Source organism: Lactobacillus kefiranofaciens (assembly GCF_900103655.1).
GTDB lineage: Bacteria > Bacillota > Bacilli > Lactobacillales > Lactobacillaceae > Lactobacillus > Lactobacillus kefiranofaciens.
Map to the genome: position 1 here is coordinate 67,005 of NZ_FMXC01000003.1, position 13,949 is coordinate 80,953.

11 protein-coding genes, 2 tRNA genes and 1 pseudogene are annotated in these 13,949 nt (G+C 37.6%); 11 read left to right on the forward strand and 3 right to left on the reverse strand.

What is annotated here, in order from left to right; translation table 11 throughout:
• Positions 1–21 precede the first annotated feature (21 nt).
• The gene (locus BLP58_RS02490) at positions 22–2,199 is read right to left on the reverse strand and encodes an LTA synthase family protein (RefSeq protein ID WP_013854397.1); all 2,178 of its coding nucleotides are present in this window, start codon (positions 2,197–2,199) and stop codon (positions 22–24) included.
• 145 nt (positions 2,200–2,344) lie between these two features.
• Between BLP58_RS02490 and BLP58_RS02495 the strand changes: the two genes are divergently transcribed.
• From BLP58_RS02495 to BLP58_RS02505, 3 genes and pseudogenes are all read left to right on the forward strand, one after another.
• Positions 2,345–2,947, forward strand: a complete 603-nt coding sequence (locus BLP58_RS02495; protein WP_013854396.1) for a VanZ family protein — start codon at positions 2,345–2,347, stop codon at positions 2,945–2,947.
• An 87-nt stretch (positions 2,948–3,034) separates the two neighbouring features.
• Positions 3,035–4,372 (forward strand): glucose-6-phosphate isomerase, encoded by a 1,338-nt coding sequence (locus BLP58_RS02500; protein WP_013854395.1) that lies wholly within the window; start codon positions 3,035–3,037, stop codon positions 4,370–4,372.
• Between the two features lie 125 nt (positions 4,373–4,497).
• A pseudogene (locus BLP58_RS02505) lies at positions 4,498–5,887 on the forward strand (MFS transporter).
• Positions 5,888–5,967: 80 nt separating this feature from the next.
• On the opposite strand, the gene BLP58_RS02510 reads toward BLP58_RS02505, so the two are convergent.
• Positions 5,968–6,981 carry a serine hydrolase domain-containing protein gene (locus BLP58_RS02510; protein ID WP_025084078.1) on the reverse strand — a complete coding sequence of 338 codons (1,014 nt, stop codon included), beginning with the start codon at positions 6,979–6,981 and terminating at the stop codon, positions 5,968–5,970.
• A gap of 91 nt (positions 6,982–7,072) precedes the next feature.
• Here BLP58_RS02510 and BLP58_RS02515 point away from each other — a divergent pair.
• Both BLP58_RS02515 and BLP58_RS02520 read left to right on the forward strand, forming a co-directional pair.
• A tRNA-Glu gene (locus tag BLP58_RS02515) sits at positions 7,073–7,144 on the forward strand.
• A gap of 8 nt (positions 7,145–7,152) precedes the next feature.
• Positions 7,153–7,225, forward strand: a tRNA-Gln gene (locus BLP58_RS02520).
• Between the two features lie 85 nt (positions 7,226–7,310).
• On the opposite strand, the gene BLP58_RS02525 is transcribed toward BLP58_RS02520, so the two are convergent.
• Complete coding sequence (locus tag BLP58_RS02525; RefSeq protein WP_013854393.1) at positions 7,311–8,663, reverse strand: Mur ligase family protein; 1,353 nt, start codon at positions 8,661–8,663, stop codon at positions 7,311–7,313.
• A gap of 181 nt (positions 8,664–8,844) precedes the next feature.
• On the opposite strand from BLP58_RS02525, the gene BLP58_RS02530 reads away from it, so the two are divergent.
• The 6 genes from BLP58_RS02530 to atpB all read left to right on the forward strand — a co-directional run bounded on the left by BLP58_RS02530 (position 8,845) and on the right by atpB (position 13,944).
• On the forward strand, positions 8,845–9,444 hold the full coding sequence (locus BLP58_RS02530) for a thymidine kinase (protein WP_013854392.1): 600 nt from the start codon (positions 8,845–8,847) through the stop codon (positions 9,442–9,444).
• Between the two features lie 16 nt (positions 9,445–9,460).
• Positions 9,461–10,549 (forward strand): peptide chain release factor 1, encoded by a 1,089-nt coding sequence (prfA, locus tag BLP58_RS02535; RefSeq protein WP_013854391.1) that lies wholly within the window; start codon positions 9,461–9,463, stop codon positions 10,547–10,549.
• A complete protein-coding gene (prmC, locus tag BLP58_RS02540) occupies positions 10,542–11,384 on the forward strand; it encodes a peptide chain release factor N(5)-glutamine methyltransferase (protein WP_013854390.1) in 843 nt (280 codons plus the stop codon). The genes prfA and prmC overlap by 8 nt, the downstream gene beginning before the upstream one ends.
• 6 nt (positions 11,385–11,390) lie before the next feature.
• Positions 11,391–12,392: an L-threonylcarbamoyladenylate synthase gene (locus BLP58_RS02545; RefSeq protein ID WP_013854389.1), complete on the forward strand. Its 1,002-nt coding sequence runs from the start codon at positions 11,391–11,393 to the stop codon at positions 12,390–12,392.
• Between the two features lie 85 nt (positions 12,393–12,477).
• Entirely contained in the window at positions 12,478–13,107 is a 630-nt protein-coding gene (upp, locus tag BLP58_RS02550) for a uracil phosphoribosyltransferase (RefSeq protein ID WP_013854388.1), read from the forward strand.
• 123 nt (positions 13,108–13,230) lie between these two features.
• On the forward strand, positions 13,231–13,944 hold the full coding sequence (gene atpB, locus BLP58_RS02555; RefSeq protein ID WP_013854387.1) for a F0F1 ATP synthase subunit A: 714 nt from the start codon (positions 13,231–13,233) through the stop codon (positions 13,942–13,944).
• The last annotated feature ends 5 nt before the right edge of the window (positions 13,945–13,949 follow it).

The window sequence follows — 13,949 nt, forward strand, 5'->3', positions numbered from 1 at the left end:
AGCTTGGGAATTCCCAGGCTTTTAATTTTGCGTATTTTCTTTTGAATTGTTTTTGTCTTCTTTGTTTTTATTATCTTTAATATTTTCAGGGATTTGAGTAATTTCTTGCTGTCTATTTTTCAGTTCAGGAGCATCTGTATGATACAGTTTGGTGGTTGTACCATGATGCTTGCTGTAGAGTGAAGTAGATTTATTAGCCAAGCCGTCGCGCAATGCAATCATCTTTTGATAATTCAAGGCGTAGTTGAACTGAGTTGGATCAGTAGGAACAAAGCCAGCAGGGGTGTAGAGGCGAAGCAAGTTGTGGCTATTAAGCAAATCAGAATAATGCAATGATTCCTTAGCCTTTTTAGCCAGTTCAGTAATTTCTCGCTTCTCCTGAGGGGTAAAATTAATGATTTGCTTGCCATTAATGTGATTATAAACCGTGCCTTTAATTCCCTTAGCTCCAACAATAATGTACTTTTGACTAACAATTGTACCGTTACGAAAGACAATCCAGTTTTGGCGGTGCGGCGAGAGCATGTCGCTACCGAATTGAACGTAATCTTTATTGCTAATGCCTAGTAAATGCATCAAAGTTGGCAGAACATCGATTTCTCCCGCGACTTCATGACTAATTTTGCCCTTTAAATTATTAGCGTGGATCATAAATGGTACACGTTGCATTTGAACATTATTATAGGTATTCCAGGTGTCGGAACTTTCGCCAATAATAGGAGCTAACGTTTCATTTTCAGAATTGCTCAAGCCGTAATGATCACCATAGATAATGATCATTGAATTTTTATATAGACCTGATGATTTTAAATAATTAAAGAATTCGCGAATTGATTCATCTAAATAGTGAGCTGTCTCGAAATAATTATTGATAGTTTGATCGCGAGTGTTTGCTGTTTTAAAGTTAGGATCTTGGTCTTTTTTATCTAATTCAAATGGAATGTGATTAGTGACCGTGATAAATTTTGCATAAAATGGTTGCTGCATTTGTTCGAGGTATTTAATGCTTTCGGCAAATAGCAACTTATCTTTTAAACCGTAGCCACTAGCGTCTTTGGCTTCGGGACTATAATAATTTTTATCAAAGAAATAGTTGTAGCCCATATTTTTATAAACGTCATTGCGATTCCAAAAACTGCCTACGTTACCATGAAAAACAGCAGAGATGTAGCCGTCATTACGCAAGATCTGTGGTGCAGCTTGAAAAGTATTTTCTGAACCTAGCGAGGTAAAGAGTGAACCATCAGAAATGCCATAGGTACCTGTTTCTAACATATTTTCTGCATCACTAGTTCTACCTAAGCCGACTTGGTGATAAAAGTTGGCAAAACTGAGCGTATGTTTATTTTGATAAAGTGAGTTAAGAAATGGCGTTACAGGCTTGCCGTTAATCTTCAGATTGATTAGGAATTGCTGGAAGCTTTCTAAGTGAATGATGATGACGTTGCGCTTTTTTTCTACGCCAAAATATGAAGGGTTGGGAGCCGCGTGTTGTTTTTTAGTAAAGGTTAAGATCTTGTTTAAATCTGAAGCATTAGCATTTTTTGTAACTTGAACATTCTGTGCGCTTTTGAAAACATCATAGGCTGTGAAAGTATCGATGCCTAGATATTTGACTACATAAGAGCGATCGAAAGTATTACGCAAAAGACGAGGTCGGGAAGTTTCAGCTAGGAAAATGTTAAAGGTCAGTATAAGTGCCCCTACAGAGGTAACGGCAAAAGGAGTGGAAATACCGTAGGATTTTTGATCAATTTTAATTTTGTGCATAATTAATAACGCAATAATGATGATTAAATCAATCCAAATGAAGATATCGCTAGGATGAAGCAACGCAACGGTGCTTTTGCCTAGTCCTTGCGAGACTTTGCCAGCATTGGACATGGTCTTAATGGTCAAAAAATCGGAAAATTGTCGGTAATAAATAATATTTGCGAATAATAGTGCTGTATTGGCAAAATCCATGACTAGCATTGCAATATAAGAGATGATTGGTTTAGGAAAATAAAAACCTAAGCTGATCAAAATAACGGCGGTGCCAATCGGACTTAGCCACATGATGATGTGTTGATATGGATCCGCTAGTCCAAGATTAAAATCAAGATAAGCGGCAAAAAGATATTTTAGCCAAAAACAAAATACTAATAATGTTAAAAAGCCAGTCCTTGTTTGAATAAAATGCGTGAGTTTTTTCTTCATTGATACGCGCTCCTTTAACAACCTCTAATTTTAATGGTTAGAGCTGGTTAAAACAACGATTTGTGAAGAGTTATCTTTTTTTTAATAATTGCCAGCTAAAAAAATGGGTATAATCTAAAAGGAATATTTTAGAAAGAGGCAAGGCATGCTATTTCTCGGCCCGTTATATAGTTTCCTGGCAAAACAATACGCAACTAGTATTAATCATTTTGCATTAGTCAAATTAACATTTTTGGCGCTGGATAAGACGATCTTTTATTTTTTGATATTTGCTATTTTGCGCCTTTTTTGGTTATTGCTGATTCGCCATCGCAGAAGTGTGAGGTCTGAGGCGGGAGTGTGGCTATTTGCCTTTTATTTAATTTTGATTTTAATGTTAACGACTTTTCGCGATACTTATTTTCCGTGGCAAATTGATTTTCATTTCAGCAGGCCCTTAAGTGATATTAATCTCATTTTTATGAAGGAGACTTGGAAATTAATTTATGCACCTAGTCGACTAGATTTCTTTTATAATTCTTTTGGCAATATTTTGTGCTTTGTTCCATTTGGGATCTTATTTCCAATTGTTTTTTCAAAAAAAGCATCATTTATCAAAACTGCCATATTAGGGATGTTGACCTCAATTGGAATTGAAATGCTTCAGTTCTTTTTGGCAACGGGAGTTAGCGATATTGATGATGTGTTTTTTAATACTTGTGGCGCAGTTATTGGCTATGGAATTTATAAATTTTTTCAAAAACTATGAATGCGCTTGTAAATGATACTGGTATTCAATAGACAAGATTGTTAAAATAGAGCTGTAAAATTTTTTTAATAGTTAGGAAGCAGATTTATGAGTTTAATTAAATTTGATAGTAGTAAACTTACTCCATTTGTTCACGAAAATGAATTAAGCGAAATGCAAGCTATGGTAAACGCTGCTAATGCTGAACTTCGTGATGGTACTGGTGCTGGTAATGATTTCCGTGGTTGGGTTGATTTACCAGTTGACTATGATAAGGATGAATTTGCTCGTATCAAGAAGGCCGCTAAGAAGATCCAATCAGATTCAGAAGTTTTGATTTGTATTGGTATCGGTGGTTCATACCTTGGTGCACAAGCTGCAATTGAATTCTTGAACAGTGCATTTTACGGCAAGGAAAAGAACGGTATGCCAACTGTTGTCTTCTGTGGTAACTCACTTTCAGGTTCATACCTTTATGACTTGATTGAATGGTTAGGCGACAAGGACTTTAGCGTAAACGTTATTTCTAAGTCAGGTACTACTACTGAGCCATCAGTAGCATTTAGAATCTTTAAAGACAAGTTAATCAAGAAGTATGGTAAAGAAGAAGCTGCTAAGAGAATTTACGCAACTACTGACCGTCAAAAGGGTGTTTTGAAGACCGAAGCTGACGCAGAAGGCTACGAAGAATTCGTAGTTCCAGATGATGTTGGTGGTCGTTACAGTGTCCTTTCAGCTGTTGGTTTACTTCCAATTGCTGCTTCAGGTGCAGACATCGATGAATTGATGAAGGGTGCAGCAGATGCTCGTGCTGATTACGCTGATACTGATTTATCCAAGGCAAACCCTTACCAATACGCTGCATTGCGTAACATTCTTTACCGCAAAGGCTACACTACTGAAATTGTTGAAAACTACGAACCAACTTTAAGAATGTTTGGTGAATGGTGCAAGCAATTGATGGGTGAATCAGAAGGTAAAGATCAAAAGGGTATCTACCCATCAAGTGCTAACTTCACTACTGATTTGCACTCACTTGGTCAATACATCCAAGAAGGTTTACGTAACTTGTTCGAAACTGTTATTCGTGTTGAAAGCCCACGTCATGATGTTAAGATTCCTAGTGATGAAAAGAACCTTGACCAACTTAACTTCTTGGAAGGCAAGAGCTTGAACTACGTAAACGACCGTGCTTATGAAGGTGTTGTTTTAGCTCACACCGATGGTGGTGTTCCTGTAATGACTGTTAACATTCCAGACCAATCAGCTCATACTCTTGGTTACATGATTTACTTCTTCGAATTAGCAATTGCTATTTCAGGTTACTTGAACGGTATTAACCCATTCAACCAACCAGGTGTTGAAGCATACAAGCGTAATATGTTTGGTCTTCTTAACAAGCCAGGTTATGAAAACTTACACGACGATTTAGCTAAGCGTCTTTAAAAAATAGCTATACTCAGCATATTTGATAGTATGTAGTTTAATATAATTAACGTAAGTTAGTTAAAGAAAGAGTAGAAAACGAATTAAGTTTTCTGCTCTTTTTCTGTGGGTAGAGGAGCTGTTTTATGCAGAAAGAAACCAAAAATATTTTAGCTGTTTTATCAGCTGCATTTATGTCATTTGTAGGGATTTTGACAGAAACGAGTTTGAACGTCACTTTTCCGACAATGATGAGACAATTTCATGTTAGTTTGGACACGATTCAGTGGACGACGACGGGATATTTATTAGCAATTGCGATTATTATGATTTGCTCGTCGTATTTAAATGATCGTTTTACGGCTAAACAATTATTTGTCGTTGCCTGCTTGGGCTTTATGGTTGGTAGTGTGATCAGTGCAGTTGCACCAAGCTTTCCCGTTTTGCTATTAGGACGCCTAATTTCAGCCTTAGGTGCAGGATTAAGTACGCCATTGATGTTTAATTTGGTAACAGAAATTATGCCACGAGCTAAATGGGGCGTTTATATGGGAATTGCCGGATTAGTAATTGCTATGGCGCCAACCTTGGGACCAGCTTTTGGCGGTGTGACGACTTTTTATTTAAATTGGCGTTGGATTTTTGTAATTGTTACGATCATAACCTTGGTTGTATTTCTGGCAGGTATTTTTGTAGTAGGACAATATCATCAGCAGGTGAAAAATAGCTTTGATTGGTTGTCTTTTATTATTTTATCAGCAGCTTTTATTACACTGACTGTTGGAGTCAATCAAATTAGCAGTGGTTTAGGGAATCCCTTATTTTGGCTTTTACTAGTAGTAACTGCCATTTTATTAGGATTATTTGTTAAAAGAGCTAAAAGTTCTTCAAAGAAAATGCTGGATTTGGCAGTTTTCAAGCAAAAATCATTTATTTTTGGCGCTTTAGCTTATTTTCTGTTGCAGTTTAACAATATAGGGATCAGCTTTGTTTTGCCTAATTACATTCAGATTGTAGGCAAACAAAGTTCGCTGATTGGTGGATTGGTCTTACTTCCTGGCAGTATCATTGCGGGACTGCTTAATCCTTATTTTGGCAGTCTCTACGACAAAGTTGGGGGCTAAGCTGCCACTCTATGCTGGCGGTAGTCTAATGGCCCTTAGCTACCTATTATTTGCTGTTTTAGGCATGAATTTGACTAGTTTGATGATCATTGTTATTTATGGGCTAATGATGTTAGGTCATAGAATGGCTTTTAGCAATACCTTAGCCGAGTCGCTTAAGATGGAAACGGGTGCACTTCGTGCGGACGCAACAGCAATTTGTCAAACTAGTCAACAACTTGCCGGTTCTTTAGGAACTACTATCTTAGCTAGCATTATTGCTGCGGGACAAAAGCAAAATAATACTTCTTATGTCCTTGCTACGGCTCAGGGTAGTCAGGCAGCATTTTGGTTTACGTTAGTAATTAGTCTGATTATCTTAGTTAGCTATTTTAGAATGTTTAAAGCAGAAAATGGCAAGACAGCTCTTTAAAAATAAGTTATAATAGTATACAGATGATGAAATTTAGTGAGAGAATAAAAAGACGACTGACACACAGTCGTCTTTTTATTCTATATTTTGGTATTTTCATTTAGAAAATTACGAATTATTTTTTCGCGCATGGCTAGAAAGATAGTGTTGTGTCCAGTAGGGTGAACGCGGTTAGTTAATAAAATTAGGCCACTGCGCTTAAGCCGATCTAAGATTATTAAAGTTCCAGTGAAACCTGTGTGCAAGATAATCGGATAATGCTCATGCGGATCAAAACGCAAATCCCAGCCCCAAGAACGTGGTTTAACTCCTTGGGGATTTTTGTTGTCGAATAAAAGGCTGACTGTATCTTGACTGTAAGGCAAAATATCTCGTTTTAAGCCAAGGTATCCTTGGGCAAAGGTAATTAGATCGCGCATGTTAGAAAAAAGTCCTGCTGAACCGCAGTCGGCCTTTAATTGTCTGGCCTTCGGGTCATGAGGGATGCCTTGCAATACCTGACCATCAAGGATTGCAGTGGGAATACAATCATCTTTTTGTGGGGCAAAGGTTGTGTTTTCTAGTGGCATTTGCTTAAGCACTTCTTGTGTGGCAACTGCTTGGACAGGTTTGCCAAAGATTTTTTTAATAACTAATCCCAAGAGAATGAAATTTGTATCTGCGTAACGCATCTTGTGTTCGAACTCATCTGTAACGGGAAGATTAACAATCGCTTTTAGAAGTTCGTCATGGCTTAATTCATCACGATGGGGAATCCAACCGCGAATGCCGCTAGTATGTGTTAGCAAATGATAAAGCCGAATGCGCGGATCATGAAATTCAGGAACGAATTCCTGTAAGGGTTCAGTAAAGTTGAGTTTGCCTTGGTCATAAAGTTTTAGGAGCACATTTTCTGTTGCCAAAACTTTGGTCAAACTTGCTAAATCATATTCTGCAAAAGGACTAAGTTGCGTTACTTCTGGGTAAATACTGGCAAAGCCAGTAGTTGAAGTGGAAATTTGTTTGCCTTTGATGAAAGTATAGTTTACACCTGGAACAACTCGTTCAAAGACCATTGATTCAATTAAATGCTGTGTTTTGTTATAATCAATCATTTTTAACCATCCTGAAAAATATTGACACTTACATTATAGCAAAATGACTTGACAAGCGCAGAAGAAAAAAGCATAATTATGAGTGTTGATTCGCCCGTTGGTCAAATGGTTAAGACGCTACCCTCTCAAGGTGGAGTTATGAGTTCAATTCTCGTACGGGTGATCTATTACTGAGATATAGCCAAATTGGTAAGGCACAGGATTCTGGTTCCTGGATGTTTGGGTTCGAGCCCCAATATCTCAATAGTTTGAAAAATGGCTTGAGTTTTATCTCAAGTCATTTTTATTTTTAGTCAAAAATAAAAAAGCTGGATTTTTCCAGCTTTTTTCTACATACCAGCTTTAATAATTTTCTTTTCTGCCATTTTCTTTCTTAACGCTAACATTGCAGTATAAGTTGAAAGAATGTAGACCTTTTTGGTTGGTAATTTCTTAATTTCTTCGATTAGACTATCATCGTCTGGATTAGTACTCATTGTTCCAGGATCAAAGCCAGAAATTTCCAGTCTAAAGCCCATATCATGCCAGCGTTGACCGCCGACAAGGACCTTTTTAATCTTGCTGCGATCTAATCCTTCAAAATCTGCATCCCAGATCCAAGAAGTATCAATCCCATCAGCATGATTAGCGTTAAGCAAAGCAACTAGTGAATAATCATCTTTTTCAGTATTGAGCATGTGCAATACTTCATCAAGTCCAACTGGATTTTTAACCAAGATTAGGTCGATGTCTTTACCGCCATAATGAATTAATTCTTGCCGACCAAAAATCCGTTTATTTTCAGCAAATGCTTGGGCAACCTCCGCCTCAGTTAAACCAAAGTGACGGGCAACGGAGTAAGCAGCTAAAGCATTGTAAATATTGTAAGTACCGCCAATATTAATGGAGTATTGCTTATTGCCCATTTGGAATTTTAGGCTGTTAGGGGTTTGATCAACAATTTTATTCACTGTAAAGGTTAAATCAGGGCGATGATAGCCGCAGTTAGGACAGAAGAAATCACCTAAGTTGGCATAGATGCGTTCATGATAATGCAAAATATGGTCGCACTTAGGACAAAGGACACCATCGGTATTCACTGGAGCCTTAAAATCATTAGCTGGTTGATCATCAGCTAACTTGAAACCATAGAAAATCTTTTTATTAGGCAATTCTACCGAAGAAAAAATGCTTGCATCACCATTGGCGATAATTGTTGCCTCAGGTGCTAACTTAATTCCGTTTACAATTTTGTCATAAGTAGTATAGATTTCACCGTAGCGGTCCATTTGATCCCGAAAAATATTAGTTAAAACAAAGACACTAGGATGGAGCAATTTAGTAACCATCTTTACGTTGGCTTCGTCAACTTCTAGAACCGCAATTTTGCGTTTAACTCGTTTATGTTTATGAGCCAAAAAGGCAGTAACAATTCCTTGCTGCATATTTGAGCCAGAAGGGTTGGTTAATACGTCGCCATATTTTTTTCTTAAGGCTTCAACAATTAATGCAGTTGTCATTGTCTTACCGTTGGTTCCAGTAACGATAACTGTTTCATAACCCTTAGCTAAAGAGTTAAGGACTGCCGGATCAATTTTCATTGCTAATTTACCGGGAAAACTTGTGCCGCCCTTTAAGACGTTATGCAAGAACCAGTAACTGGATTTTCCGGCAATTTTAGCGATTCCTGATTTAAAACTCATGTACATCCCTCACTTTAAAACTATGTCTAAGTTTAGCATAGAGCATGCACGAAAACGAGTTTTTCATGTTTATTTGACTGCACAAAATTAATTTTTCAACTATACTATTAAAGCGAAGACTTTTTTCAAAGAGAGGGGGAGTAAAGCGAAGACTTTTTTCAAAGAGAGGGGGAGCCAAAAAGTGGCGCAATTATTTTTTCGTTATGGCGCGATGAGTAGCGGTAAGACAATTGAAATCTTGAAAGTGGCGCACAACTATGAAGCTCAAGGTCGCAAGATTGCCCTGATGACTAGTGGACTTGATAACCGTAGTGGCGTAGGGACCGTAGCTTCTAGAATTGGGTTGCACCGTCGGGCTATTCCAATTACCGAGCAAATGAATTTGTTTGATTATATTAAAAAAATGAATGATGAAGACCTTGCTGATGGTGATGGAAAGCTAGCTTGTGTTTTAATTGATGAAGCGCAGTTTTTAAAAAGACATCATGTTTTAGAATGCGCTAAAATTGTGGATGAGTTTAATATTCCAGTGATGACTTTTGGTTTAAAGAATGACTTTCAAAATCATCTATTTGAAGGTAGCGAAAATTTATTGATTTTTGCTGATAAGATAGAAGAGATGAAGACCATTTGCCATTATTGTGGTCACAAGGCAACAATGAATTTAAGAATTAATAATGGAAAGCCTGTATATGAAGGTGAACAAGTACAAATTGGTGGCGATGAAAGCTATTACCCAGTTTGCCGTTATCACTATTTTCACCCAGGTCTTAAGAAATAGAGAGGATTAGTAATTTATGGATAAAGTTATGGCTCAATTAGAGGGCTTGGTAGCTCACTATGAAGAACTTCAAGAAATGATGGCCGATCCAGAAGTTATCAATGATACCAAGCGCTACATGGAGATTTCTAAAGAAGAAGCCGATTTGCGCGAAGTTGTTCAAAAATACAAGAAGTACAAGGCAGATAAAAAGGAAATCGCTGATAATAAAGAAATTATTGCCAACGAATCAGATAATGATTTGATTGAAATAGCTAAAGAAGAAAATGCGGAAATCGAAAAGGAAATTCCTAAACTGGAAGATGAAATTAAGATTTTGATGCTGCCTAAGGATCCTAATGATGATAAGGATATCATTATGGAAATCCGTGGTGCCGCTGGTGGTGATGAAGCCTCATTGTTTGCTGGTGATTTGCTGAGAATGTATGAAAAATACGCAGAACGGCAAAACTGGAAGGTTTCAATGATTGATTCTGAACCAACAGAAGTTGGTGGTTATAAGCGTGTTGCCATCATGATTACGGGGGACAAGGTTTATTCAAAATTAAAGTATGAAAACGGGGCTCACCGTGTTCAGCGTATTCCAGTAACTGAATCTCAGGGCCGTGTTCATACTTCAACTGCTACTGTTGCTGTTATGCCAGAATATGAACAGGTAGATATTGACATTGATCCTAAGGATATCCGGGTTGACGTTTACCGTTCAAGTGGTGCCGGTGGTCAGCATATTAACAAGACCTCAAGTGCCGTAAGAATGACTCACTTGCCAACTGGAATTGTAGTTGCGATGCAGGATCAACGTAGTCAGCAGCAAAACCGTGAAAAAGCCATGCAAATTTTGAAATCACGTGTTTACGATTATTATGAAAGCAAAAACCAGGCTAAATATGATGCTAAGCGTAAGAATGCCGTTGGTACTGGGGATCGTTCAGAAAGAATTAGAACGTATAACTACCCACAAAATAGGGTTACTGATCACCGCATTGGTTTAACTATTAACAAGCTTGATCGAGTAATGAACGGTGAACTTGATGAAATTATTGATGCATTGATTCTTTATAATCAAACGAAACAATTAGAGGAGTTGGCTGATCAAAATGCCTAAAACATTGAAGGAGCTGCGTATTAAAGCAGGAGAGGCTGCTGAAAATGCGCGTCCAGAAGATATTGACTTTCTATTAGCCGAGCAACTTAATCTAACGCCAAGCGAGTTTGAGATGAAGCAGGACATGGTCTTAACTGCAGATCAAATCAAGCAAGCTAATAAGGATATCAAGAAATTAGCTAGGGGCGTTTCACCGCAATATATCTTGGGTTATGCTTGGTTTTTAGGCTATAAGATTATGGTGCAGCGTGGTGTTTTGATTCCGCGTTTTGAAACAGAAGAATTAATCGAATGGGCGCTTAAATCACTTAAAACGGGAGATAAGGTTTTAGATTTGGGTACCGGTTCAGGGTGCATTACTGTAGCACTAGCTAAAGAAGCTGAGAAAAAAAGCATTACAGATTTAATTTTATATGCTAGCGATATAACTGATACCGCTTTAAGAACAAGTGAAGAGAACTTTTTGACTTATGGTTTGGATGTTACTACGCGCAAAGCCAATGTATTAATCGGTTTGGAAAAATTCGATTTAATCATTTCTAATCCACCTTATATTAAGACGACCGAGAAAAACGTCATGGATGAAAATGTTTTGCAAAATGAACCTAAAGAAGCCTTATTTGCAGGTAAGGATGGCTTAGATTTTTATAAAAAATTTGCAAAACAGGTGCGTGAGCACTTAAATAGTCATGGTGAATTCTTCTTAGAATTTGGTTTTAGCGAAGAAGAACAATTAAAAGAATTGTTTGCTAAAGAATTACCTGATTTTGAGATTGAATTTAGAAACGACATGGCAGATAAGCCACGCATGGTTCATGGAAGGTGGCAAAAATAAAAGATTATGGAAACAAAGATTTTTAAGAAAGATCAACTTGATGAAGCCGTTGATTTACTTACAAAAGGCGAATTGGTAGCTTTTCCAACTGAAACTGTTTATGGCTTAGGTGCGATTGCAACAAAAGAAAAATCTGTTAAGGGCGTTTATGCTGCTAAAGGCCGTCCTAGCGATAATCCGCTAATTGTGACCGTCTCTGATGAAAAGACGATGGAACGCTACGCTAAAGAAGTACCTGAAAGAGCTAAGAAGCTAATTAAGCATTTCTGGCCAGGTCCGTTGACTTTGCTTTTATTTGTAAAGCCAGGTACTCTTCCTACTGCTGTTACTGGTGGGTTAGATACAGTAGCCTTTCGCTGCCCAGATGATCAATTGACGCATGATTTAATTGCTAAATTAGGCTATCCAATTGTAGGACCATCTGCTAATACTTCTACTAAGCCTAGTCCAACGACTGCTGAGCATGTTTATCATGATTTAAAGGGCAAGATTGCTGGGATTATTGATGATGGTCCGACTCGCGTAGGTCTTGAATCAACAATTATTGATTTGTCAGTAAAAACGCCTATCGTACTTCGTCCAGGTGAAATTACGCCAGAAGAATTAAGTAAAGTTTTAGGCGAAAAAGTTTTGATTAATACTGGTAAAGTCTCAGATAAAGAAGTGCCAAAGGCTCCAGGAATGAAGTATCGTCATTATGCGCCGAGTGAACCAGTTACTGTTGTTGATAATCCAGCTGACTTTAGTAAGATTGATTTTAATGCTAAAACTGGAGTGGCAGCATTAAAATCTGTTTTGGATAAAATTGACTTGCCTGGCGAAAATAAATTTGATTTGGGCAATAATTTGGTTGATGCTGACCATAATTTGTTTGGTGGTCTACGTTATTTTGACGATAAAGATGATATCGAAACCATCTATGTTCAAGGATTCGATGAAGGCGAAGAAAGTTTGGCCTATATGAATCGTTTGAATAAAGCTGCAGGTGGACATCATTTCAATAAATAAAAAATAAGACGCAAAGGGCTTTAAACCCTTTGCGTTTTTGATTAAAATATTTAATGACTAGATTATTTTTTTATAGGAGGCATATATGGGAAAGTTCGTAGTTTTGGATCACCCATTGATTCAACACAAATTGACAATTATTCGTCGCAAGGATACGGGATCAAATGAATTCCGTAGAATCGTTGGTGAAATCGGTGGTTTGATGACTTATGAAATCACCAGAGATTTACCACTCGAAGATGTCGAAATTGAAACACCAATGGGTAAGACGGTTCAAAAAGGAATTGCTGGTAAGAAGTTGACAATTGTGCCAATTTTGCGTGCTGGTATGGGGATGCTGAATGGCGTCCTTGAAATGGTACCATCAGCTAAGATTGCGGTTATTGGTATGTATCGTGATGAAAAGACTTTGAAGCCACATGAATATTTCTTTAAGGCTCCAAAGGACATTGCTGAACGTGAGTGCTTGGTCGTTGATCCAATGCTTGCAACTGGTGGCTCAGCTAATGATGCTATCGCTGCATTGAAAAAGCGTGGCGTTAAGGAAATTAAGCTGGCAGTTTTGGTAGCAGCACCAGAAGGTATTAAGGCTGTCCAAAAGGCTAACCCTGATGTTGATATCTACGCCGCAGCCGAAGATGAAAAATTAATGTCTAATGGCTACATCTTCCCAGGCTTAGGTGATGCAGGGGACAGATTATTTGGTACTAAGTAATCTCTCTTTTTAAGAAAAATTTACTCTAAAATGCGCTTTCATTTTACACAAATAACTTTTTTGGTGTTAAGATGATTTATGTGTTCGAGTTTTATTCAACACGAGAAGGGAGGTCACGAAGTAATGGAGAAATCATTTGTTTTTAAATTCATAGGCTTGGATTTTGATCTTACTGGGATCATTAGTTCAACGCTAATGGCTTTAGCAGTTTTATTTATCTGCATTTGGCTTTCACGGAAAGTTGAAATGAAACCTAATAAAAGACAGAATGTGTTCGAGTATTTACTTGATTTCACTAATGGCATTCTAAAATCTAATGTTAGTGATCCAGATGCGCAGAACCACTTGTCATTATATGCTTTCGTTTTATTCCTATTCATTTGGTTTATGAACCAATTAGGGATGTTTCTTGAAGTTAAAGTGGATGATTGGGTATTTGTAAAATCACCAACTGCTGATCCAGTAGCGACAATGTCGTTTGCAATGATGACCTTGCTTCTATCGTTCACATTTGGTATTCAACGATTTGGCGTAGGCGGATATTTAAAGAATTACACGCAGCCAGTTGGTTTTATGCTCCCAATTAATTTAATTGAAGAGTTTACCAACTTCTTAACCTTATCGTTGCGTCTATATGGGAATATTTATGCTGGTGAAGTTCTGCTAACATTAATCGGTAATGATCTAGCACATGCTGGTGGACCATTTACGTTGATTCTTGCAGCTCCATTAGCCATGATTTGGCAAGGTTTCTCTGTCTTCATTGGCTCTATCCAGGCATATGTTTTCGTAACTTTATCAATGGTTTACATTGGTAGAAAAGTTACTACAGAATAAGTTTT

Excerpts from the sequence above, each read along its gene's own strand:
- BLP58_RS02490 (WP_013854397.1), bottom strand. The coding sequence starts at position 2,199 with ATGAAGAAAAAACTCACGCATTTTATTCAAACAAGGACTGGCTTTTTA.
- BLP58_RS02495 (WP_013854396.1), top strand. The coding sequence starts at position 2,345 with ATGCTATTTCTCGGCCCGTTATATAGTTTCCTGGCAAAACAATACGCA.
- BLP58_RS02500 (WP_013854395.1), top strand. The coding sequence starts at position 3,035 with ATGAGTTTAATTAAATTTGATAGTAGTAAACTTACTCCATTTGTTCAC.
- BLP58_RS02510 (WP_025084078.1), bottom strand. The coding sequence starts at position 6,981 with ATGATTGATTATAACAAAACACAGCATTTAATTGAATCAATGGTCTTT.
- BLP58_RS02525 (WP_013854393.1), bottom strand. The coding sequence starts at position 8,663 with ATGAGTTTTAAATCAGGAATCGCTAAAATTGCCGGAAAATCCAGTTAC.
- prfA (WP_013854391.1), top strand. The coding sequence starts at position 9,461 with ATGGATAAAGTTATGGCTCAATTAGAGGGCTTGGTAGCTCACTATGAA.
- prmC (WP_013854390.1), top strand. The coding sequence starts at position 10,542 with ATGCCTAAAACATTGAAGGAGCTGCGTATTAAAGCAGGAGAGGCTGCT.
- BLP58_RS02545 (WP_013854389.1), top strand. The coding sequence starts at position 11,391 with ATGGAAACAAAGATTTTTAAGAAAGATCAACTTGATGAAGCCGTTGAT.
- upp (WP_013854388.1), top strand. The coding sequence starts at position 12,478 with ATGGGAAAGTTCGTAGTTTTGGATCACCCATTGATTCAACACAAATTG.
- atpB (WP_013854387.1), top strand. The coding sequence starts at position 13,231 with ATGGAGAAATCATTTGTTTTTAAATTCATAGGCTTGGATTTTGATCTT.